This is a genomic window from Yoonia sp. R2-816 (genome assembly GCF_046762905.1).
Classification (GTDB): Bacteria; Pseudomonadota; Alphaproteobacteria; order Rhodobacterales; family Rhodobacteraceae; genus Yoonia.
Genome location: NZ_JBKQXN010000324.1, coordinates 58,806 through 78,246, shown reverse-complemented (window position 1 = coordinate 78,246; position 19,441 = coordinate 58,806). Strand labels below are relative to the sequence as shown.

Here is a 19,441-nt window from a genome sequence, read left to right as displayed (position 1 = left end):
GCAACGCTGCCAAGCTAGGGCAATCAGATGTCAGTTTCCACCGCCAAAGCACCAGCCAAAAACGCCTATCTTGCCGGTGTGCGCGATGGGTGGCCGTTCATTTTTGTCGTGATCCCGTTTTCGACGTTGTTCGGGGTGGTGGCCACCGATGCCGGGCTGACCTTGGCACAGGCGATGGGCTTTACGGTGCTGGTCATCGCTGGTGCAGCCCAGTTCGCGGCATTGCAGATGATGATGGAAAACGCAGGCATCATCTTTGTACTGCTGGCGGCACTGGCGGTGAACCTGCGCATGGCGATGTATTCGGCATCGCTCGTGCCACATCTGGGGGCGGCGCCCTTGTGGCAAAGGGCGCTGGTATCCTATTTGAACTTCGACCAGACCTATATTACTAGCATCACCCGGTACGAGGCGCGGCCGGAAATGACTGTGGCAGAGCGGTTCCAGTATTTTGTCGGGGTCGCGACGCCAATCACCCCACTTTGGTACGGCATGACCCTTGTCGGGATCTACGCGGGCGAGGCCATTCCAGAGGCTTGGGCGCTGGATTTCATCCTGCCGATCACATTTCTGGCCATGGTCGGGCCAATGATGAAATCGCTGGCGCATGTCGCCGCAGCAGCAGTGTCAATCATTGTAGCGCTTTCCCTGATCAACCTGCCGTCCGGCACCGGCCTGCTGATCGCAGCGCTGGCCGCCATGGTCACCGGGGCCGCTGTCGAGACATGGATGGAACGACGCGCATGACCTATTCGACTGCCGAAATCTGGGGAGTTATCGCCGTTCTGGCCGTGGGTACGTTCCTGATCCGATTTTCGTTTCTGGGGCTGATCGGGGATCGCCCCATGCCACCCATCATCTTGCGACTGTTGCGGTTTACGCCGGTCGCCGTTTTGCCGGGGATGGTGGCACCACTGGTGCTTTGGCCTGCCGCAACCGGAGGTCAGCCAGATCTGGTGCGCATGATCGCCGCCATCGCGACCCTCGCCATCGGCCTGTGGACGCGCAATGTGCTGTGGGGGATCATTGGGGGCGCAGTCACGCTCTATGCCGGGTTGGGCGTTACTGCCCTGCTCTGAGGGCTGCGTCGATTTCGCGGGCGGCAATGCTTTTGTCGTCGGCATCGGCCTCGCGATATTCGCGAGTCGTGACCCCGGGAAGCTTTGCAAAATCGTCCGACAGTTTGTTGGGAAACCATGTCTGGCGAATGCTTTCAAACCCCGGAAGCTGCCCGATCAGGCGCGACGTGGCTCGGGTACAATTAGCCTGCGCCACCGGGCCGTTCGACAGGGCAAGGATCAATGCGCGCTCAGCAACCTCTGGCGACACCTCGATCTGCTGGCCTATCACGTAATAGGTGACGCGGGCATGAAAGCTGACATAATACTGTTCCAGCTCCGGGGTCACACCAAACAGCACGTCATTGCGTTCCGGCATCCGGGCCTGTTTCCACGATCCAGCCGGGTCGAACATGACCCGTTGGCTGGCGTCGATCATCAGCGCCGAATGGGCCCCATTATCGGACCCTGTATTCTTCATGGTGTAAAGCGTCAGGGATTTCGGCCCGGTGCCACGATGGATGGCGCGGGCAATCACATCGTCAGGGGCCCACACCTCTTGCGCGGTGCACGCAGACACGGCCAGCGGCAAGCCGATCAGGAACTGACGCCGTTTCATAAAGGCCTAGGCGTTGACCAGAGCGATAAAGATCAACACCAGAATGCAGATGATCGCGCCCTTGGTGACCATGCTGATAAAGCCGGCAAAGGTCTTTTCCTGAACGCTGATATCCATTTCACCCGGTTTGTAATTGTCAGCCATCTTTCGGCCCCTTCGTAATTCTGCTTGGTCACCGCATAGCCGATAAAAAACGGGCTGTCACCCGGTCAGGTCGTCACATTCTCGGATCGCTCAAGCGCCTCGGCCAGGCGGAAACCGATCCGGTTCGGTTCTGGCTGATCAATGTGTTTGGGGCTCGCTACAAGGGTGACATTCAACTGGCTGACATGCTGGATCAGCTGGGTTTTTGCCCCAATTTCGTTCGTGCCGTAATAGGTTACGATGTCCGGATCATAATAGCCCAGCCCTTCGATCCGGATCACGCCAACATTCCCCCCGGCCAGCCCCATGCCTACCTCGTGGTCATTGTCCAACTGCTGTTCGAAATTCTGAATATACATGATGATTCGTTCATAGGCCCATTGCGCCGGGCTTTTCTTGGCCGTGGATTCCACCAGCGCCTTGGGCAGTTCCTTGTCAGACGGGCAGCCGACATTAGGATCGGTATGCACCTCTTTCATCTTGGGCAGAATGTCATTTTCCAGCAGCTCTGCCGAGGTGTCGATACTCATGGTCGTCTGGGTCATAGGGGCACCGCCGTTGTTTCCTTGATCTCCTCCATAACGAAACTGGCAGAGATATCCGAGACAGAAATCCGTGATGTCAGCCGTTTATAGAACGCATCATAGGCCGGCACATCGGCAACCCGCACCCGCAGCACGTAATCGAGATCGCCGGTCATGCGATAGGCGCCCACCACCTCCGGCAGCGCGCGCAGAGCTGTCTGGAACTGATCCATCCATTTGGCGTCATGGGCGTTGGTGCGGATCAGAACCATTGCCGTCAGCGGCACACCCACGCTGGCCGGGTTCACAAGCGCGACGCGGCCCGTAATCACCCCCGCCTGTTCCAGCGCCTTGATCCGGCGCCAGCAGGCATTGCGCGACAGGTTGACCATGCTGCTGACATCATCCACCGAAAGCGTGGCGTCATTTTGCAGCAAGCGCAGGATCGCGCGGTCTATAGTATCTATTCTTCCGGTCATTGTTGGGACCGTATCCCAATATTTGGTGATCGCGCAATCATATTTGGGATCGCTTGACTCTACCTTTCGCATAGTCTGCACCGAAGGTCAGCCAAAGGAACTACCAATGTCCGACGCAAGCCACAGCACCAGCCGCCGCAACCCAATTGCCGCGATCTTTCTTGATCACCCGGCGACGGTGAACGAAACCTATTTCGGGCATATGCGCTTTGCCTTCGGATTTTCGTTCTGGCTTGGAGTGGCGGCGATTGCGGCCCTGATCCATGCGGTCATTCCCGCGCTCTGTGAAACCACGGCCAGCCGCATCCTCAAGCGGTTGCATGCCCGGATCATGGCCCGCCACTGAATGTGCCGTATTGCTGCCTATACCGGCCCCGCGATCCCGCTTGAAAACATCGTCGTCCGGCCGAACCATTCGCTTCTGACGCAAAGCCAACACGCGACCGAGGCGAAGTTGGCGGTCAATGGCGACGGCTTCGGGATCAGTTGGTATGGCGACAACCCGGAACCGGGGCTTTATCGCGACGTGCTGCCCGCTTGGGCGGATGACAACCTGACCAACCTGTGCCGGATGGTCCGCTCACACCATTTCATCGCCCATATCAGGGCATCGACGGTGGGCGAAACCAGCCGAACCAACTGTCACCCCTTCACTTACAAGAACTGGTCGTTCTGCCATAACGGGCAGATCCCACATTTCGGGGCAATCAAGCGGCGGGTGATGGCGGCCCTGCCCGACCATCTGTTCGATTTGCGGCGCGGCACCACAGATAGCGAGATGATATTTTTGACATTGCTGCATCACGGGCTGGAGAATGACCCGGCATCGGCAGTGCAACAAACCCTCGCCGATATTGGCCCGACCACTGATCAGGGTCCCATCAAACTGACCTGCGTCTTTTCTGACGGGCAAACGCTCTATGCCTTTCGGCACGGCTCTAATGGCATCAGTCCGACACTTTATGTATCTGGTGTGCTGGACAATGGCGGGCGCGCGCTGGCGTCAGAACCGCTCTGCGGTGTGGCATCGCGTTGGACAGCGGTACCTGACGATACGCTTTGCACCATCACCCAAGCCGGGTTAGAACCGGTGATGGGGTTGACCCTGGGGAAGCGTACCAATGACACAGCAGATCCGTCCCGGACGGCCCATCTGGCTTGAGCTGAACGCCCAGCGGGTCCAGGCCGGGATCGCATTTTATGAAACAGTTTTCGGGTGGTGGTCGCGCCCTCTGCACGTTCCGCCGTGGGGCGCGATGCCCAATATCGTCAACCGCAAGCGCCTCTTTGGCAATCAGTTCATGGCGATGGGATCGTTTGCCGCACCGCGTTGGAACCTATGGTTTTCGGGCGACCTAGAGAAGGCTGAAAAGGCAATCATCGCCGGTGGCGGCGACGTCGGTCAAGGCATTCACCGCCTTGGTGATCTGGGCTTGTTGCTGAACGCGCTCGACAATCGCGGCTATCCCTTCGCGCTCATTGCCCTGGACCAGGATGTCCCTGCACATGACCAATATGGTGATCCCTGCATGGCAGAGTTCTGGGGTCCGGGCGCGATAGACGCGGCGGATTTCTATGCCGCCGCCCTTGATCTGCAGGCCGTCCCGACAGACACAGGCATCATGCTCCGCGACCGGTCCACGCCTCGCCTGTTCCTGCGCAACAGCGATGTGGACATCCATCCGCCGCGCTGGATCCCCTATTTTCGATCATCCAGTGTTGGCGGCGATACAGAGCGGGCGCGGCGCGCCGGCGGCATCATTCAGGTCCACCCCGAAGTTATTCCGCATATGGGCGAACTGGTCGTGATGTCAGACCCGGCTGGCGCGTTCTTCGGACTGGTTGATACCAACGTGTCCTAGATGGCACGATAGACCCAGGCCCCTTGATCCGTCAGCTCCCGAACGGCCTTCCCTGTCTGATGCAAATGGTTCAGATGCGCCACCGCCTCAACCAGGGCCAGTCCGTATTCACCCGATCCAATACTGCGCTTGAAAAGCGGGGCAAAGCATTCACCCGCCGTTCGCGGTTCAGTCAGGTGATCCAGCAGCCGCGCCAATGCCCCATGATGGTTTTCGATCATCTGACTGATCCGCAGTGGCAAGCCGGTAAAAGGCAGCTTGTGCCCACCCAGCACCAATTGATCGTCGCGGGCAAAAGGAGCCAGACGTTCGCAAGACGCGATCCAATCGGTCACCGGATCAGCCTCCGGCTCTGTCGGGTAGACGCCCAGATTGGCGCTGATTGACGGCAGCAACTGATCGCCGCCAATGACCAGATTATCATCCCGGCTCCAGAAGGTTGCGTGTTCCGGCGCATGCCCGTCACCCATCCGAATATCCCAGATACGCCCGCCCATCGTGATGGTCTCACCCTCTTTCAGCCGGGCATAACCAACAGGCAGCGGCACGACACAATCCGCGAAATTGAAAGGGCGATCAGTCTTGCGTTTCTCGAATTCAGCCTCGTCCATGCCAGCGCGCCTGTAAAAATCCAGCGTCTCTGACGTAGCCCGTTCCTGCAGGTCCATCGTCAGCATCCGCGCCATCAGCCAGCCAGTGCGGGGCATATGTAGGTCGGCGCCTTTGGTGATGAACCAACCTGCCAGTCCTACGTGGTCAGGATGGTGATGGGTCACGATCAGGCGGGTCACCGGTTTGCCAACCAAGGGGCCATCCAGCAACGTGTTCCAGATCGCGCGGCTGCGCTTGGACGCAAAACCGGTGTCGATCACTGTCCAGCCGTCGCCATCATCCAGCGCATAGACATTCACATGATCCAGCGCCATCGGCAGCGGCAGGCGCATCCAGAACACGCCGTCGGCGATCTGGATTGCGTCGCCTTCGCCAGGCGGCTCCGCAAAGGGATAACGGATACCGCTTGCGCCGTCAGCCATCAGGCGGCCAGTTCTTCCGGCGTGATCGCCATCAGATCGTCCGCACCTTCACGCACATGCGCCAGCAGGCCGATATGCTCCGGCAGCAGGCGCTTGATATAGAAGGTGGCGAGTTTTTCGCGTGCCTCATCGCCAGCCAGCGCAGAGGCCAGATGCACATGCCCGCCCAGCACACGGGCAAAGGCGCGCAGGTAAGGCACCGCGCCCGCAAAACGCTGGTTCAGATCGCCCTGTTCGACCAGCCATTCGGTCGTCTCGCGCAGGGACTCAGCCGCATCCCATACAGCCTCGGCCAGTTCGGGGCATGTCGCCTTGGCGGCTTCGGCCCCTTGCTGGATTTCTTCCAGCAGACGGAACGCGGCCTCGCCCCCGTCCATCAGTTTACGGGCCACCAGGTCCATTGCCTGAATGCCGTTGGTGCCTTCGTAGATCGCCGTCACACGCACATCGCGGGAATACTGGGCAGCGCCTGTTTCCTCGATAAAGCCCATGCCGCCATGGACCTGCACACCTGTGCTGGACGCTTCAATGCCCACATCTGTGCCAAAGGCCTTGCCGATGGGTGTCAGGAAGGCAGCGCGCGCCTTCCACCCTGCATCTCCGGTCGCCAGCGCCATATCGATGGCAACCGCGTTCAGCAGGGCGACGGCACGAGCGGCGTAGATATCGGCCTTCATCGTGGTCAGCATCCGGCGCACATCAGCATGTTCGATAATCGTACCGGTGCCGGGGGCCTTGCCTTGTTTCCGCTCTTGCGCATAGGCCAGCGCGTGCTGCAGCGCGCCTTCGGCCGCGCCGATACCCTGAACGCCAACGCCAAGGCGGGCATTGTTCATCATCGTGAACATCGCGGCCATGCCGCCGTGCTCTGGGCCGACGAGCCAGCCAGTCGCACCAGAGTATTCCATGACAGCGGTAGGCGATCCGTGCAGGCCCATCTTATGCTCAAGGCTCACCACCCGTAGGTCGTTCTGTTTGCCGGGATTGCCATCGGCATCGGGGATGAATTTGGGCACCATGAACAGACTGATCCCCTTTGTTCCCGGCACACCGTCCGGCAGGCGCGCCAGCACCAGATGGCAGACGTTTTCCGTGAAATCATTATCGGCCCAGCTGATATAGATCTTCTGGCCGGTGATCGCATAGCTGCCATCGCCATTCGGCTCGGCCTTGGATCGCAGCGCGCCCACGTCAGACCCGGCCTGCGGTTCGGTCAGGTTCATCGTGCCGCACCATTCGCCCGAAATCAGCTTGGGCAGATAGGTTTCCTTGATCGCATCGGATGCATGATGCTCCAGCGCCTCGATCTGGCCTTGGGTCATCAGGGGGTTCAGTTGCAGCGCCAAACAGGCTGACGACATCATTTCATTGACCGTCGTTGTCAATGTCATTGGCAGACCCATACCTCCGTTTTCTGGGTCAGCCGACATGCCAATCCAGCCACCCTCGGCAATCGCCTTATAGCCATCGGTAAATCCGGGCGAGGTGCGCACAACGCCGTTTTCCAGATGCGCCGGGTGCAGATCACCGTTACGGTTCAGCGGGGCGAGGATTTCTTCGCACATTTTCGCCGCCTCCGTCAGGATCGCGTCGACCATATCGGGGGTGGCTTCGGCGAACCGTTCGGTCGCCGCCACATCGGAAAAGCCGACGACATGGTCCATCAGAAAGCGGAAATCGCTGACAGGGGCGCGATAAGGCATTGTTTTCTCTCCGGTTTATGCTGTGACTTGGCAAAGGAGGACGCCACAGTTATGCATCTTCAATTCCATTCTAACCTACCTGACAGCCCCACACCCATCTAGCAAAACGCCACGTCATGACCAATGCGACCTTACAGACATTTGGCCCCGATCCGGTCGGGTTGGCGCAAGCCGCCGCCATTCTGGCGCGCGGTGGCTTGGTGTCGTTCCCAACCGAAACGGTCTATGGGCTGGGGGCGGATGCCCGCGATGACACCGCCGTCGCAGCCATCTTCGCCGCCAAGGGGCGCCCCAGTTTCAACCCGCTCATCGTGCATTTGCCTGACCTTTCGGCCGCAGAAAACCTCTGCCGGTTCAACGATGATGCACGGCGGTTGGCCGGAGCATTCTGGCCCGGTGCATTGACGCTTGTGCTGCCGCTAAAGGCCGATGCAGGCATCTCCAAACTGGTCACGGCGGGCCTTGATACACTGGCGGTACGCGTACCGGATCATCCCGTCGCCCAGGGGCTGCTTCAGGCCTTTGACGGGCCGATAGCGGCCCCCTCCGCGAACCCGTCAGGGCGGGTCAGCCCAACGACAGCAGCACACGTCAAGGCCGGGCTTGGCAATAAGATCAACGGGTTGGTTGATGGCGGACCATGTGGTGTGGGTGTCGAATCCACGATTGTCAGCTGCGTCGGATTACCGACGCTGCTGCGCGCAGGTGGGATACCGACCGAGGCCCTAGAGGCGTGTCTGGGTCAGCCATTGGCAGTGGCGACGGACCCCGCAACGCCGCAGGCACCCGGCCAACTCGTTTCGCATTACGCGCCCACCGGTACGGTGCGGCTCAATGCCGAAAAGGCGGCTCCGGACGAGGTCCTGTTGGGTTTTGGCCCGGTCGATGCACCGCTGAACCTGTCCCCCTCGGGCGATCTGACCGAGGCTGCGGCGCGGCTGTTTGACTGTCTGCACCGGTTGGACGCGATGGGTGCAAAGCGGATTGCCGTTTCACCCATCCCCGACCACGGATTGGGGCGCGCCATCAATGATCGCCTGCGCCGGGCTGCGGCCCCGCGCGGGTAGACAGGGTAAAACCATCATGAAAATCGCAATCATCGGTCAAGGGGCTATCGCAAGCTATGTCCGGGCGCACATCAAGCGGCACGGGATTTCAGAGATCGCCCAGATCGTCCGACCGGGCAAGGAGATGGCGGGGTCACCGCCAAGCATCTCGTGCGTTGGTGATCTGCCGGGGGCGGTTGATCTGATCGTCGATTGTGGCGGCCATGCGGCGTTGGCAGCCCATCGACCCGCCGCCCTGGCACGCGGCATCGATGTGCTGACCGTATCGCTGGGCGCGCTGGCAGACGCTGATCTGCATGACCGGTTGTTGGCAGCGGCGCAGGCTGGTGGCGCGCGCCTGTCGCTCGCCACTGGCGCCATTGGCGGGCTTGATGCATTGCGGGCGGCTACGGTGGGGCAGCTCGATCAGGTGACCTACACCGGACGCAAACCACCCGACGGTTGGCGCGGTTCGCCTGCAGAAAGGACGCTCGATCTTGATGCAATCACAGAGGCCGCCGTACATTTCAAAGGGTCCGCTCGCGAGGCCGCGCTGGCCTACCCCAAGAACGCCAATGTGGCGGCAGCGGTGGCGCTCGCCGGAATTGGGCTGGACAGGACAAAAGTAGAGCTGATCGCCGATCCTAGCGTGACCACCAACATCCACCAGATCAGCGCCAGTGGTGATTTTGGTGATATGCAGTTCACAATCGCTGGCAACAGCCTGCCGGACAACCCGCGCAGCTCTGCCCTTGCGGCGATGAGCGTGGTTGCAGCACTCGTCGACCCCCAGCGGCAGATTGGGTTCTAGACACCCCCGTCATAGCGACTAGGCTGCGGGCATGATCACCACCCCGTCTTTTGCAGATCCGGCGCCACGCGGCCTTTGCACCGATTGCGGGGTGTCGCGCATGGCGGACCCGGCGGCCTGTGGCAAGGCCTGCCAGTTCATCAGACCAGACTATCCTACGCTGGAAACGCTGGTGCATGGTCGCGCCGCAACCGATCAAGACGATGAACGGTTCTTTGGCGTCACACAGGTGATGTATCGCGCTGCCCTGCGCCCAGCCCGGAAAGGCGCACAATGGACCGGGTTGACCACGCGACTGGCCGAAAGGTTGCTGGAAATGGGCGCGGTGGATGCGGTGCTGACCATGGTGCCGGACCCGGTGGATCGCTGGCGACCGCACCCCGCCATCATCACAGACCCCGCCGATATGGCCGAGGCGCGCGGCATGCGGATGGGCTATGCCCCTCTGCTCGCACTGCTCGAACCGGCGCGGGACGCAGGCCACACACGCATCGCCGTCATCGGTATCCCCTGCCAGATCTACGCCCTGCGCGCGCTGGAAGCCGAACTGGGATTTGACCGGATTTATGTCATCGGTACGCCGTGTTCCGACAACACGACGACCGAGAATTTCCATGATTTTCTGGCCCTGCTGACCGATGCGCCAGAGATAGTGACCTATCTGGAGTTTCGGGCAGATTATCACGTGGAACTGCGTTTCGCCGATGGCACACAGCGCCTGATCCCGTTCCTGAAGCTTCCCATCAGCGATCTGCCTGACGATTTCTTTCCGCTGACCTGCCGCACCTGCGTGGATTACACCAACCGGCTCGCCGATATCACAGTGGGCTATATGGCTGGCGAAGGGGAACAATGGCTGATCGTCCGCAATGCGCGGGGGGCCGAGATGCTGGCCGCTTTGGATTGCGAGGTGACGCTGGAACCACCCGGATCATGGGGCAAACGGGCCGGATCGGTGAAAGGGTTTGTCGAAAACACGCGGCTGGCCGCAGGCGGATTGCCGCTACGCCGGATGCCAGACTGGCTACGCGGGATCATGGGCTGGCTGATGCCGTGGATCGGACCACGGGGGCTAGAATTCGCCCGCGCGCGGGTCGAGATGAAGGCGGCTGAAACCGTCCTACATCTGCGCCGGGCGGAACCGGCAAAGATGAAGAACATGGTGCCAGAGCATGTCTGGAACCTGGCGAAGCCTTATGGGTTAGAGCGGGAAGATAGTGAGCGTCAAGAAGGCGGCTAGTCGGCCTGAAAGGCTCCACTGACTGTGACCGGCCCGGTATCCACATCGATAACGCCGCCAACCTCGTCTGCATCAGGACCATAAAAAGCGCCAAAAAACTCTGTGTTGTTCAGATCTGGATCAATGTCTGCAAATATGCCCGTACCAGCAACGGTGCCTTCTTCAAAAAATCCGCCAAGCCCAACAATTGGCGCCCCGGTGACGGTCAATGTGCCAGCATTGTTCACAGTCTGATCAAGCTCATCGGTCCCCGAAAACCCTGCGAAGGTCGCACTGACTTCACCCGTGTCGAAGTCCGCAGTAAGGCTCGCATCGCCTTCAAGAACATATACTTTGCTATCGGCTGTTGCCGTAACGCCAATCCAACCTTCATTATAGTTTACTGTTCCGCTGTCCGGTCGATCAGCGCTTTCTGTTCCGATACCCACAACCCCAAAGAGATTTCCGCTGCTTGATGTGGTCAGGATGCGGGTGAATTCTCCGTTGGCAGGATTGGTAAATTCGGCATCATCAATACCAAACCCGCCCAGAGCACCCCCAGAAATGGTCCCGTCAGCGTAGCTGAAGACACTGCCGTTTTCATCGTCAAGATCACCGTTTTCCAGAAAAATGAAGGTGAGAGTGCGCGTTTCGGTCGATGTGCGATCGCTCAACGCTGTATAGGCAGGGTCGGTCACTTCGACGGTCGGATCAACCACGGTATCATCCCCGCCACCACTGCCACAAGCACCTAGCAGCATGGCGGCCATGAGGCCCGTGCCCGTTTTCAGCAAAGGGAAAGTCATAGCAGGAAGTCCTCTGTTGTCAGCTGCCCAGCCGTGATGCCGATAAAGGTGATAATCGTGTTCTGGTCTTCGAAGATCGCGTTGCTGCCGTCGGTCCGAAGATTAGCCTGCACGTCGGAGAAGTTGACGAAGCCAAAGTCAGTCAGATCAACCTCGTCAATCCCCACCTGATAGTCGCTACCGGTCACAATAGCACTGTCGCCGGAAATCCGGAATTCGCCAATTGTGTTGTCGCCGCCATTACGGACAAAGATGAATGTATCGGCACCGCCACCGCCTTCGAGGATGTCGTCGCCCGCACCTGCCGTCAGGCGGTCGTTTCCGAAGATAAAGCTGCCGCCGGGATCGCCACGCAGGATGTCATTGCCAGCACCACCATCAATGATGTCGTTCCCGATACCGCCAATCACGATGTCATTGCCAGACTCTCCGTTTGCGGTCGTCTGCCCGACACCGCCGATCAACGTGTCGTTGTCATTCCCACCGACAAGCGTATTGGTCCCAAAGACATCAACGATGAAATCGTCACCGTCATTGCCCGACAGCGTGTCATCGCCCAAACCGCCAAAGATTTGGTCATTGCCCTGGCTCGCCGATACAATATCGTTACCCGCAAGCGCCCTGATAACGACACCAGTCATACCATCGCTCAGATCGATGTTATCGACCCCGGATGTCCCATAGTTGCGAACCCCATAAAGCGCCTGAATACCGGTGATGTCGCCGTCACCAAGCGAGTTTGTCGAGATGGACGGGTTCATGATCTCAGACGTGTCATTCACATGTTCGAGGCCCAGCGCATGGCCGATTTCGTGCAGAACCACACCAAAGAAACTCAGATCGCCATCAGCATCGTTGGGGTTGGTATCGCTGCCACCAAAAGGGCTCCAGGTGACGGCGAGGTCCATGTAAACCGTCGCTGCAACGAGTTCAGCGACGTCGTTGAACCGATCATCCCCGCTAGAGAAACTGTAACGCGCCAGACCGACTGTACCACCGGCCAGGCGGGGCTCCTCAGCCTCGGTGGCCGTGACGACGTCGATGTCAGCGTCACCAGTCACCATGCGAAAGGTCAGATTGGCAACTGCGGCCCATGCGTCAAATGCCGCTTGAGTGGCCTGTTCGAATTGGCTGATCGAATAGTCCATTCCATCGAAATCAAGTCCCGCCAGCGACAACGACCAGGTGATCTCGTTACTTGCACGACCCAATTCATCATCACCCCATTTAAGGTTTTGAACCCGCCCGTCAAAATTGGCCTCAATCAACTGATAGGTCATGTAACTCCGTCCTTGCCTGGAGGGATTTGCGCGAAAATCACCGATAATCACTGGTTGCGACGTGACATGGCCAAATTGTGACCAAAGCACGAAGAATTCGGCACCATACTGGTCAATGGTTTAGATTTGCTGCGCATTTGTGCGGTTTTTTGCCGAACGGTGGTCAAACCGGCAGCGCCGTCGTCTGCCGCACCGTTCGCAGCGCAAAGGACGATTGCATCTGCGCCACCCCAGGCAGGGTTGCCAGATAGCGGCGGTGGATACGGGCGAAATCCTCGGTGTCGCCGGCTACTACTTTCAGCAGATAATCCGCCGTACCAGCCATCAGGTGACATTCCAGCACATCCGGCACCAGTGCGACCGCCCTTTCGAACGCATCCAGAACCTCGTCCGCCTGACCGCTCAGCGTGATTTCGACGAAGACAGTGGTCGGTCGCCCCACCTTGCGCGGGTTGAGGAGGGCCACGTAGTCACGAATATAGCCTTCTTTCTCAAGCCGTTGCACCCGCCGGTGACAGGCCGATGGAGATAGGTTCGCGACCTCGGACAGCTCTGCATTGGACATCCGCCCTTTCTTCTGCAGAACCTCAAGGATTCGCCGGTCGATACTGTCGAGTTCCATTTGCCGCACGATCCTTCGATGATTTGTTGGTTTGCCGCACATTCCTATCGCTGTTATCGCCATCATCCAAGAGAAATGCCGGTACAATTGCGCCGCATTCGGGCAAATCTCGCAGATGAAGATCGGGAGGAGACCGGACATGCATATTGGATGCCCTAAAGAGATCAAACCACAGGAATTTCGCGTCGGACTGACACCAAACGCCGCGCGAGAGGCGGTGAGCCACGGACACCAAGTCAGCGTCGAAACCGGCGCAGGGGCAGGCGCAGGCTTTCCTGATGAAGATTACGTGGCGGCCGGTGCCACCATTGTCGGGACCGCCCCTGAAATCTTCGAAATCGCCGATATGGTTGTAAAAGTGAAAGAACCGCAGCCGGTTGAGCGGAAAATGCTGCGCGACGGTCAGATTTTGTTCACCTATCTGCATCTTGCCCCCGACCCCGAACAGACGAAGGATCTGATGAAAAGCGGGGCGACCTGCATCGCCTATGAGACTGTGACGGATGATCGCGGCGGTCTGCCGCTATTGGCGCCCATGTCAGAGGTCGCAGGGCGGCTGGCCCCGCAGGTGGGTGCATGGACCCTGCAAAAGGCCAATGGCGGGCGCGGTGTTTTGATGGGTGGCGTGCCAGGGGTCGGTCCTGCTCGCGTCGTGGTGATTGGCGGTGGTGTGGTGGGCACGCATGCGGCCCGGATTGCCGCCGGCATGGGCGCGGATGTGACGGTGCTGGACCGGTCCTTGCCACGCTTGCGTTATCTGGACGATGTCTTCGGCGGTGTGTTTAAAACCTCTTATGCCAGCGCGGGCAACACGATTGAGCTGGCGCGCGCCGCTGACATGATCGTCGGCGCGGTGCTGATCCCGGGGGCGGCCGCACCCAAGCTGATTTCCAGGGCGCAGCTGTCGGAACTGAAACCCGGCGCGGCCCTTGTGGATGTGGCTATTGATCAGGGCGGCTGTTTCGAGACGTCAAAGGCGACCACGCATCAGGACCCGATCTATGATGTGGATTGTATCATGCACTACTGCGTGGCCAACATGCCCGGGGCCGTCGCCCGGACCTCGACCATTGCGCTGGGCAATGCGACCATGCCGTTCATGCTGTCACTGGCTGACAAGGGCTGGCGGCAGGCCTGCGAGGACGATCCGCATCTGCTGAACGGTCTGAACGTGCATGCGGGGCAGTTGACCTATTATGCGGTCGGCAAGGCGCTGGGAATCGACGTGATTTCGCCCAGTCTTGCCCTGAAGGCGTGATGGGTTGAAACCCATCTTACCAGCGGAGCCGTCAGCGCAACGGCTGTGAGAACAGCACCCATTCGCCAACTTGCGTGATTTGCATGGCCCCTTCGGCCAGCCGATCGGCAATCGCGCCAGTTTCAACCGCCGGGCAGCCAATCAGGATGGCCGCATCATCGAGATATTCAACCGTCAGTTCATTTTCACCGATAACCTGGCAGACATCCGCAGGCATCGGATAAGGTCGCACACTGACAAGCCCGGACGCCTCTAGTGGGCTATAGGGCGGGTCCATGTCACAACCGGTCACAGCCATCGCCAAGAGTGATACGGTCAGAACGTTGATTCTCATATCCAATCCCCTTTCAACGAAAAAGGTCCGCCGGTTAGGCGGACCTTTGAGCATCTATTTTCAGGCCTGTTTGGCCAGCGCATCCCGGATCTCAATCAGGATATCAAGCTCCGATGGCCCGGTTTGGACCTCTGGCGCAACCTCGTCGGGCTTTTCGGCGGCGGCTTTGATCCGGTTGACCGTCTTGACCAGCATAAAGACCACGAAAGCAATGATCAGAAAGTTGATCACAGCCATTAGGAAGTTACCGATCGCAAAGACGGAAATTCCCGCTTCGGCGCAGGCATCAACCGATGCGCATTCACCGTCGCCCAGCACATAGAACCAGCCCGAGAAATCAATCCCGCCCGTAAACAGTGCAATAATCGGGTTGATCAGGTCGCCCACGAGCGACGTGACAATGGCCGTAAAGGCCGCCCCGATGATAATCCCCACCGCCATGTCCATGACATTGCCCTTGGCGATGAAGTCCTTGAATTCGTTGATCATGTGTAAGTCCCCACTACTGTTAACCGGCGCGCGGGTCTGACGCCCGCTGCGCAACTGCGCACAGTCTTACCCCGATTGGCCCACAGAACCATGGGTTTTATTCCGATCTTTTCCCCCTAACTGTCATCAACACCGATTTTGCAAAGGATGCACCTGCAATGACCGATCTGTCCGCCTTTCCCATCACCCAACGCTGGCCCGCCAAGGACCCTTCGGTCATCCAGCTTTATTCCTTTCCGACACCCAACGGGGTGAAGGTATCCATCGCACTGGAAGAGATGGGTCTGGCCTATGAGCCGCATCTGGTCACGCTGAAAGACGAGGATGTCAAAAGCGATGCGTTCCTGTCGCTGAACCCTAATAACAAGATCCCGGCGATTATCGACCCCAGCGGTCCGGATGGCCCTGTGGGGATTTTCGAAAGCGGGGCGATCTTGCTATATCTTGCTGAAAAGTCTGGAAAATTTCTGGGCTCCACCGCAACGGACAAAGCCCATATCACCCAGTGGCTGATGTTCCAGATGGGCGGATTGGGTCCGATGCTGGGGCAGATGGGTTTCTTCTACAAGTTCGCGGGCAAGGATATCGAAGACGAACGCCCACGCGAACGCTACCGCGATGAGGCGATCCGCCTGCTTGCCGTTGTCGAGAAGCAGCTGGAAGGGAAAGACTGGATGACAGGCGATTTCTCCATCGCCGATATGGCCATCGCGCCCTGGATCAATGCGCTGGAATTCTACGGCACCAAGGATGTTGTCGGCTATCACGATCTGAAAAACGTGCCCGCGTATGTTGAGCGGTTTTTTGCCCGTCCGGCCGTTGAGAAAGCCAAGCGTATCCCTGATCCGTCATAGGTGAGGTGAAACCCCATTATACCCATAGGATGATAGGCCCCGTGATCAGCACCGGGGCCTATCGATTTCTAAGCTGCCGCGCCAAAGCCCAAGGCATCAGGCCAAGCGCGCGCCCTGATCTGGTCAAATGAATGCAGGTTCAGGATGCGCCCGTCCCGAAACACGGGCACCAACGCATCCGCCCCCATTGGGATATTCGCAGCGGGCCGTGCGACGAAAGCGCCGCTATCGGTGCGCATCGCCCCCTGCTTGCCCTTCTTTGAGGTCTTGGCGCCGCCCGCGGTCTTGGGGTCCTTGAACACATCCCGCCATGCCCCGTCATAGAAGATGGCAGAGGCTTTCATGGCATAGCCAAAACTGTCACGGTTCACCTTTTGCAGCAGCCCGCCACCCATGCCGAAGGCGATGTTACCGATAGCAAGGCCACGTTCCATCATGGTGTCCATGATCCTGACGATGGAATCCTTGTCGATCCCATCCCCCTGGATCACCCGCCCCTTGTCATTCAGCAGCCGGTAACCCTGATCTGTTGTGCTGTAGCCGAACTTGGCCATCAGCGCCTCGATCACATCCGGCACAATCTCAACCGGATCACCGCTGTCGGGGCGCACAACCAGCACACCATCGCGGGCGAGCACGGCGTCTTTCAACGTGCCGCCCCAGTATTCTTTCACTGCGCGCATCAGGTCATAGCTGTCGCTGACACAGGCGATCAGGCCGGTTGGGTTGGCGGCCAGAAACCGACGCATCTGGTCCAACTCGCCCGCCTCACCAGCGGCTGTCATGGTACTGTGTTCAGTCGCGGGGATCGAAAACCCGGCCATGTCAGCGCCATAGTAGTTCCGCGCATAGACCAACCCGGCGATGGTATCGGTCCCGAAGGAGTTAACGAGATGCGCAGCACCGCCAATGCCAGCCGCCTCATTACTGGACGCACCGCGCGCACCGAAATCATGCAGTTTGAACTCGGCCCCGGCATCGCTGCCATCGGTCTGGGCCAACCGTTCCCGGATGCTGCCCACCACATAATGCGACAGGCTCGCGACGGTCGAGCCGTACCACACCGCCCGCAGCAACCGGGTTTCCAGATAGCTGACCAGCCAGTAGCAATTAGGGTCGGTGTTTTCGATCCGCAGTTGCGGGACCGACACCGGGGCCAGCGTCCCCTCTGGCAAAGCTTCGATCAGCACGGGCAAACGCCCCTCATGCCGGTCGATGATGTACTGCCAGCCATCGACAAATACATCGAACCCGTGCGCCTTCAGAAAGGGTGCTGCCTCGTCCAGCATCGCCTGCGTGACCGCCTGCCCTGCCAATTTCGCCAGTTCGATCTGCAGGCCAAAGAACATCACCCGGTCGATATCACCCCACGCACGGCGCGGTTCGATATAGGACGACACGTATTGCGTGCCTTCCGGATATTGGCTGAAGTGGGAAAGCTTATAGCTGTCGGTATCGAAGATCAGATTGTCGAACGCGACAGGGTTATCAAACAGCGCCGCAGCGCCAGTCACTTGGTCTTTCATTGTCCTGTTCCTCCTCGGATTTGGACGGTTTTGAACGCCTGCGGACCTCCCGCAGGGTGTGCAAAGATGGGCTCTTTGCCGGCCTTAGCCTTGCGCCATCAGGATCGATGAATACGCAAAAGGCACATCAGGCACGAGGGCCTGGATGATGTCGAAATGGTCCTCGAATATGTTGTCCGGTGTGATTTCGGTGATCGGCACCCAGCGGGCGGCGGATGCATCGCTGCCGGATTTGATCTTTTCCAGCTTGGCCTTGTCCTGCAATTCGAACACGAACGCCTCTGTCCGAACCCAGCCCTTTTCGGACCGTTCGGGATGGTCGAACACCCGCCGTTCCCGCAGCCTGCCACGCATCGCCCCTTTAGGCATGTCCAGTCCGGCCTCTTCATAAAGCTCGCGGATTGCAGCATCCAGCGCCTGCTCGCCCCGGTCGATATGCCCACCGGGCAATGCCCATTGCCCTTTGCCGGGCTGCATCTTGCGTTCGACCATCAGGATATGGCCGGATTGCACGACAACCGCGTCAGCCGTGTTGACCGGGATGGGGTAGCCAAAAACCTCTTCAGCTTTGGCGGTCCGTTCGCGATAATCCAAGACGAACGACCCTTCGTCGCGGACTGTCGACACCGCATCAGGATGTTTCTTCATCCAGTCCAGCACCGGCGCGATCTGCGCCAGACCATAGCGTTTCGCCATCCGGCCCGTGTTTTCACCACGGCCAAAGAACAGTTCTTGACGCAGGTCAGTGGCGCTGACGATCTCTCCATCGTGCATATGTGGGTCGGCTGGCAGCATCTGCCATGTCGGGAACCATCCCAGATAGCGCGATGATTTGTCCTTTTCGAACCCGGTCAGCACCACATCTGTCTTGTCCGGATTCAAGCCCGCCTTGCGCATGTGCAAGGTCACGGCAGTGCGCACATTCACAGTCCAGGCCCGGTCGTTGTAAAGCGTATCCACCAGCGGCAGCGTGGCGACGGGCTTACCAACATCGTCCGTGCTGGCGCGGATAAAGGCAGCCCTTTCGGCATAGGTGAAGGGGTTCTTCCAACTGCGTGGCCGATAGGCGCTGCCCACAAGCATTAAAAGGCTATCGGCCTGTGTCAGAGCATTCTGCACAACGTCCAGATGACCGGCATGAAAGGGTTGGAAACGGCCAATAAAGACGGCCAGCCTGTGTCTGGTACTCATGTCGCGCGACCTCCGCAGCGTATGGATTTTCGCCAAGACCTCCTTGGCTCACCGCCTTTCTATGAAGTGCCGCGCGTCGGTGCAAGAATTTTCGATGCAAGGCCGGGTGCCGCCTCGTGCATGGCTCAGGGCAGCTTACCGTCCAGAACATAGCGCAGGATATCCACCACCTGCTTTGGCTCCTCGACCACCGCCAGCGCCGCGGCATCAACCTCTTTCAGCGGATGCTGGTGTTCGGGGCCGTGCATCACGATCAGGGATTTGCCGAGGGCCGCAGCATAGCCCGCGTCGAAGGCCGCATTCCACTGCTTGTACTTCTCACCAAAGCGAACCACGACGATGTCGGCATTCTGGATCCCATGCCGTGTCCGGATGGCATTCAGGTTGGCCCCCTTGTTGTCGTGCCAGAACTTGTCAGGCTCTGCCCCCATGATCGCGACCCCGCAATCATCCGACGCCGCGTGATCGGTCACCGGGCTACTGAAGGTCACGTCCAGCCCCTTGGCCCCCTCCGTGATCTGGTCGCGCCAGTCGGTATGGATTTCACCAGAAAGATAGATGTTCAGGGTCATGGGGTGCGCT

At 59.3% G+C, this 19,441-nt stretch carries 24 protein-coding genes; 10 read left to right on the top strand and 14 right to left on the bottom strand.

The features are described from left to right. The first annotated feature begins 27 nt into the window (after positions 1-27). Both ACFWW2_RS22475 and ACFWW2_RS22470 read left to right on the top strand, forming a co-directional pair. Positions 28-747 (top strand): AzlC family ABC transporter permease, encoded by a 720-nt coding sequence (locus tag ACFWW2_RS22475; RefSeq protein WP_393932073.1) that lies wholly within the window; start codon positions 28-30, stop codon positions 745-747. Beyond that, a complete protein-coding gene (locus tag ACFWW2_RS22470) occupies positions 744-1,079 on the top strand; it encodes an AzlD domain-containing protein (protein WP_393932071.1) in 336 nt (111 codons plus the stop codon). Before ACFWW2_RS22475 ends, ACFWW2_RS22470 begins: the two co-directional genes overlap by 4 nt. Here the strand turns inward: ACFWW2_RS22470 and ACFWW2_RS22465 are convergent. The 4 genes from ACFWW2_RS22465 to ACFWW2_RS22450 form a co-directional block, all read right to left on the bottom strand. Beyond that, positions 1,063-1,677 (bottom strand): hypothetical protein, encoded by a 615-nt coding sequence (locus ACFWW2_RS22465; protein WP_393932069.1) that lies wholly within the window; start codon positions 1,675-1,677, stop codon positions 1,063-1,065. The two genes, ACFWW2_RS22470 and ACFWW2_RS22465, sit on opposite strands and share 17 nt — an antisense overlap. A gap of 6 nt (positions 1,678-1,683) precedes the next feature. Further along, positions 1,684-1,821 (bottom strand): aa3-type cytochrome c oxidase subunit IV, encoded by a 138-nt coding sequence (locus tag ACFWW2_RS22460; RefSeq protein ID WP_393932067.1) that lies wholly within the window; start codon positions 1,819-1,821, stop codon positions 1,684-1,686. A 65-nt stretch (positions 1,822-1,886) separates the two neighbouring features. Further along, positions 1,887-2,366: a DUF6173 family protein gene (locus ACFWW2_RS22455; RefSeq protein WP_393932065.1), complete on the bottom strand. Its 480-nt coding sequence runs from the start codon at positions 2,364-2,366 to the stop codon at positions 1,887-1,889. Beyond that, positions 2,363-2,824: an Lrp/AsnC family transcriptional regulator gene (locus tag ACFWW2_RS22450; protein WP_393932063.1), complete on the bottom strand. Its 462-nt coding sequence runs from the start codon at positions 2,822-2,824 to the stop codon at positions 2,363-2,365. The genes ACFWW2_RS22455 and ACFWW2_RS22450 overlap by 4 nt, the downstream gene beginning before the upstream one ends. 106 nt (positions 2,825-2,930) lie before the next feature. On the opposite strand from ACFWW2_RS22450, the gene ACFWW2_RS22445 reads away from it, so the two are divergent. From ACFWW2_RS22445 to ACFWW2_RS22435, 3 genes are read left to right on the top strand one after another with little or no spacing between them, the layout of a single operon-like run. Further along, a complete protein-coding gene (locus tag ACFWW2_RS22445; RefSeq protein ID WP_393932061.1) occupies positions 2,931-3,170 on the top strand; it encodes a DUF6356 family protein in 240 nt (79 codons plus the stop codon). Continuing rightward, positions 3,171-3,986: a class II glutamine amidotransferase gene (locus ACFWW2_RS22440; RefSeq protein WP_393932059.1), complete on the top strand. Its 816-nt coding sequence runs from the start codon at positions 3,171-3,173 to the stop codon at positions 3,984-3,986. Then, positions 3,946-4,686, top strand: coding sequence for a hypothetical protein (locus ACFWW2_RS22435; RefSeq protein WP_393932057.1), 741 nt, complete (start codon positions 3,946-3,948; stop codon positions 4,684-4,686). The genes ACFWW2_RS22440 and ACFWW2_RS22435 overlap by 41 nt, the downstream gene beginning before the upstream one ends. Here ACFWW2_RS22435 and ACFWW2_RS22430 read toward each other — a convergent pair. Both ACFWW2_RS22430 and ACFWW2_RS22425 read right to left on the bottom strand, forming a co-directional pair. Next, positions 4,683-5,720 carry an MBL fold metallo-hydrolase gene (locus tag ACFWW2_RS22430; protein ID WP_393932055.1) on the bottom strand — a complete coding sequence of 346 codons (1,038 nt, stop codon included), beginning with the start codon at positions 5,718-5,720 and terminating at the stop codon, positions 4,683-4,685. The genes ACFWW2_RS22435 and ACFWW2_RS22430 overlap by 4 nt on opposite strands. Beyond that, positions 5,720-7,423, bottom strand: a complete 1,704-nt coding sequence (locus tag ACFWW2_RS22425; RefSeq protein WP_393932053.1) for an acyl-CoA dehydrogenase — start codon at positions 7,421-7,423, stop codon at positions 5,720-5,722. The genes ACFWW2_RS22430 and ACFWW2_RS22425 overlap by 1 nt, the downstream gene beginning before the upstream one ends. Positions 7,424-7,539: 116 nt before the next feature. On the opposite strand from ACFWW2_RS22425, the gene ACFWW2_RS22420 reads away from it, so the two are divergent. The 3 genes from ACFWW2_RS22420 to ACFWW2_RS22410 are packed head-to-tail and all read left to right on the top strand — an operon-like array spanning position 7,540 to position 10,520. Then, complete coding sequence (locus ACFWW2_RS22420; RefSeq protein ID WP_393932051.1) at positions 7,540-8,490, top strand: L-threonylcarbamoyladenylate synthase; 951 nt, start codon at positions 7,540-7,542, stop codon at positions 8,488-8,490. A 16-nt stretch (positions 8,491-8,506) separates the two neighbouring features. Further along, positions 8,507-9,280: an aspartate dehydrogenase gene (locus ACFWW2_RS22415; protein ID WP_393932049.1), complete on the top strand. Its 774-nt coding sequence runs from the start codon at positions 8,507-8,509 to the stop codon at positions 9,278-9,280. 31 nt (positions 9,281-9,311) lie between these two features. Beyond that, positions 9,312-10,520 (top strand): Coenzyme F420 hydrogenase/dehydrogenase, beta subunit C-terminal domain, encoded by a 1,209-nt coding sequence (locus ACFWW2_RS22410; protein ID WP_393932047.1) that lies wholly within the window; start codon positions 9,312-9,314, stop codon positions 10,518-10,520. On the opposite strand, the gene ACFWW2_RS22405 is transcribed toward ACFWW2_RS22410, so the two are convergent. From ACFWW2_RS22405 to ACFWW2_RS22395, 3 genes are all read right to left on the bottom strand, one after another. Continuing rightward, a complete protein-coding gene (locus ACFWW2_RS22405) occupies positions 10,517-11,305 on the bottom strand; it encodes a transferrin-binding protein-like solute binding protein (protein WP_393932045.1) in 789 nt (262 codons plus the stop codon). The genes ACFWW2_RS22410 and ACFWW2_RS22405 overlap by 4 nt on opposite strands. Beyond that, entirely contained in the window at positions 11,302-12,585 is a 1,284-nt protein-coding gene (locus ACFWW2_RS22400) for a matrixin family metalloprotease (RefSeq protein ID WP_393932043.1), read from the bottom strand. The genes ACFWW2_RS22405 and ACFWW2_RS22400 overlap by 4 nt, the downstream gene beginning before the upstream one ends. Positions 12,586-12,748: 163 nt before the next feature. After that, on the bottom strand, positions 12,749-13,207 hold the full coding sequence (locus tag ACFWW2_RS22395) for an Lrp/AsnC family transcriptional regulator (RefSeq protein ID WP_393932041.1): 459 nt from the start codon (positions 13,205-13,207) through the stop codon (positions 12,749-12,751). Between the two features lie 139 nt (positions 13,208-13,346). Here ACFWW2_RS22395 and ald point away from each other — a divergent pair, with 139 nt between their 5' ends. Then, complete coding sequence (gene ald / locus ACFWW2_RS22390; protein WP_393932039.1) at positions 13,347-14,465, top strand: alanine dehydrogenase; 1,119 nt, start codon at positions 13,347-13,349, stop codon at positions 14,463-14,465. 31 nt (positions 14,466-14,496) lie between these two features. Here ald and ACFWW2_RS22385 read toward each other — a convergent pair whose 3' ends face one another. Continuing rightward, on the bottom strand, positions 14,497-14,799 hold the full coding sequence (locus ACFWW2_RS22385; protein WP_393932037.1) for a hypothetical protein: 303 nt from the start codon (positions 14,797-14,799) through the stop codon (positions 14,497-14,499). Between the two features lie 60 nt (positions 14,800-14,859). Further along, entirely contained in the window at positions 14,860-15,288 is a 429-nt protein-coding gene (mscL, locus tag ACFWW2_RS22380; RefSeq protein ID WP_393932035.1) for a large conductance mechanosensitive channel protein MscL, read from the bottom strand. A 158-nt stretch (positions 15,289-15,446) separates the two neighbouring features. On the opposite strand from mscL, the gene ACFWW2_RS22375 reads away from it, so the two are divergent. Continuing rightward, the gene (locus tag ACFWW2_RS22375) at positions 15,447-16,142 is read left to right on the top strand and encodes a glutathione S-transferase family protein (protein ID WP_393932033.1); all 696 of its coding nucleotides are present in this window, start codon (positions 15,447-15,449) and stop codon (positions 16,140-16,142) included. 68 nt (positions 16,143-16,210) lie between these two features. Here ACFWW2_RS22375 and ACFWW2_RS22370 read toward each other — a convergent pair whose 3' ends face one another. The 3 genes from ACFWW2_RS22370 to ACFWW2_RS22360 form a co-directional block, all read right to left on the bottom strand. Continuing rightward, positions 16,211-17,668: a nicotinate phosphoribosyltransferase gene (locus tag ACFWW2_RS22370; protein WP_393932031.1), complete on the bottom strand. Its 1,458-nt coding sequence runs from the start codon at positions 17,666-17,668 to the stop codon at positions 16,211-16,213. Between the two features lie 84 nt (positions 17,669-17,752). Further along, entirely contained in the window at positions 17,753-18,859 is a 1,107-nt protein-coding gene (locus tag ACFWW2_RS22365; RefSeq protein WP_393932029.1) for an NUDIX domain-containing protein, read from the bottom strand. Between the two features lie 125 nt (positions 18,860-18,984). Continuing rightward, positions 18,985-19,431, bottom strand: coding sequence for a YtoQ family protein (locus ACFWW2_RS22360; RefSeq protein ID WP_393932027.1), 447 nt, complete (start codon positions 19,429-19,431; stop codon positions 18,985-18,987). Positions 19,432-19,441: the final 10 nt, after the last annotated feature.

Bases quoted from the DNA above. Each gene is read 5' to 3' on its own strand.
- ACFWW2_RS22450 (WP_393932063.1), bottom strand. From the start codon at position 2,824: ATGACCGGAAGAATAGATACTATAGACCGCGCGATCCTGCGCTTGCTG.
- ACFWW2_RS22370 (WP_393932031.1), bottom strand. From the start codon at position 17,668: ATGAAAGACCAAGTGACTGGCGCTGCGGCGCTGTTTGATAACCCTGTC.
- ACFWW2_RS22365 (WP_393932029.1), bottom strand. From the start codon at position 18,859: ATGAGTACCAGACACAGGCTGGCCGTCTTTATTGGCCGTTTCCAACCC.
- mscL (WP_393932035.1), bottom strand. From the start codon at position 15,288: ATGATCAACGAATTCAAGGACTTCATCGCCAAGGGCAATGTCATGGAC.
- ACFWW2_RS22375 (WP_393932033.1), top strand. From the start codon at position 15,447: ATGACCGATCTGTCCGCCTTTCCCATCACCCAACGCTGGCCCGCCAAG.
- ACFWW2_RS22430 (WP_393932055.1), bottom strand. From the start codon at position 5,720: ATGGCTGACGGCGCAAGCGGTATCCGTTATCCCTTTGCGGAGCCGCCT.
- ACFWW2_RS22395 (WP_393932041.1), bottom strand. From the start codon at position 13,207: ATGGAACTCGACAGTATCGACCGGCGAATCCTTGAGGTTCTGCAGAAG.
- ACFWW2_RS22385 (WP_393932037.1), bottom strand. From the start codon at position 14,799: ATGAGAATCAACGTTCTGACCGTATCACTCTTGGCGATGGCTGTGACC.
- ACFWW2_RS22410 (WP_393932047.1), top strand. From the start codon at position 9,312: ATGATCACCACCCCGTCTTTTGCAGATCCGGCGCCACGCGGCCTTTGC.
- ACFWW2_RS22415 (WP_393932049.1), top strand. From the start codon at position 8,507: ATGAAAATCGCAATCATCGGTCAAGGGGCTATCGCAAGCTATGTCCGG.
- ACFWW2_RS22405 (WP_393932045.1), bottom strand. From the start codon at position 11,305: ATGACTTTCCCTTTGCTGAAAACGGGCACGGGCCTCATGGCCGCCATG.
- ACFWW2_RS22425 (WP_393932053.1), bottom strand. From the start codon at position 7,423: ATGCCTTATCGCGCCCCTGTCAGCGATTTCCGCTTTCTGATGGACCAT.
- ald (WP_393932039.1), top strand. From the start codon at position 13,347: ATGCATATTGGATGCCCTAAAGAGATCAAACCACAGGAATTTCGCGTC.
- ACFWW2_RS22475 (WP_393932073.1), top strand. From the start codon at position 28: ATGTCAGTTTCCACCGCCAAAGCACCAGCCAAAAACGCCTATCTTGCC.
- ACFWW2_RS22435 (WP_393932057.1), top strand. From the start codon at position 3,946: ATGACACAGCAGATCCGTCCCGGACGGCCCATCTGGCTTGAGCTGAAC.
- ACFWW2_RS22420 (WP_393932051.1), top strand. From the start codon at position 7,540: ATGACCAATGCGACCTTACAGACATTTGGCCCCGATCCGGTCGGGTTG.
- ACFWW2_RS22400 (WP_393932043.1), bottom strand. From the start codon at position 12,585: ATGACCTATCAGTTGATTGAGGCCAATTTTGACGGGCGGGTTCAAAAC.
- ACFWW2_RS22460 (WP_393932067.1), bottom strand. From the start codon at position 1,821: ATGGCTGACAATTACAAACCGGGTGAAATGGATATCAGCGTTCAGGAA.
- ACFWW2_RS22440 (WP_393932059.1), top strand. From the start codon at position 3,171: ATGTGCCGTATTGCTGCCTATACCGGCCCCGCGATCCCGCTTGAAAAC.
- ACFWW2_RS22445 (WP_393932061.1), top strand. From the start codon at position 2,931: ATGTCCGACGCAAGCCACAGCACCAGCCGCCGCAACCCAATTGCCGCG.
- ACFWW2_RS22465 (WP_393932069.1), bottom strand. From the start codon at position 1,677: ATGAAACGGCGTCAGTTCCTGATCGGCTTGCCGCTGGCCGTGTCTGCG.
- ACFWW2_RS22455 (WP_393932065.1), bottom strand. From the start codon at position 2,366: ATGACCCAGACGACCATGAGTATCGACACCTCGGCAGAGCTGCTGGAA.
- ACFWW2_RS22360 (WP_393932027.1), bottom strand. From the start codon at position 19,431: ATGACCCTGAACATCTATCTTTCTGGTGAAATCCATACCGACTGGCGC.
- ACFWW2_RS22470 (WP_393932071.1), top strand. From the start codon at position 744: ATGACCTATTCGACTGCCGAAATCTGGGGAGTTATCGCCGTTCTGGCC.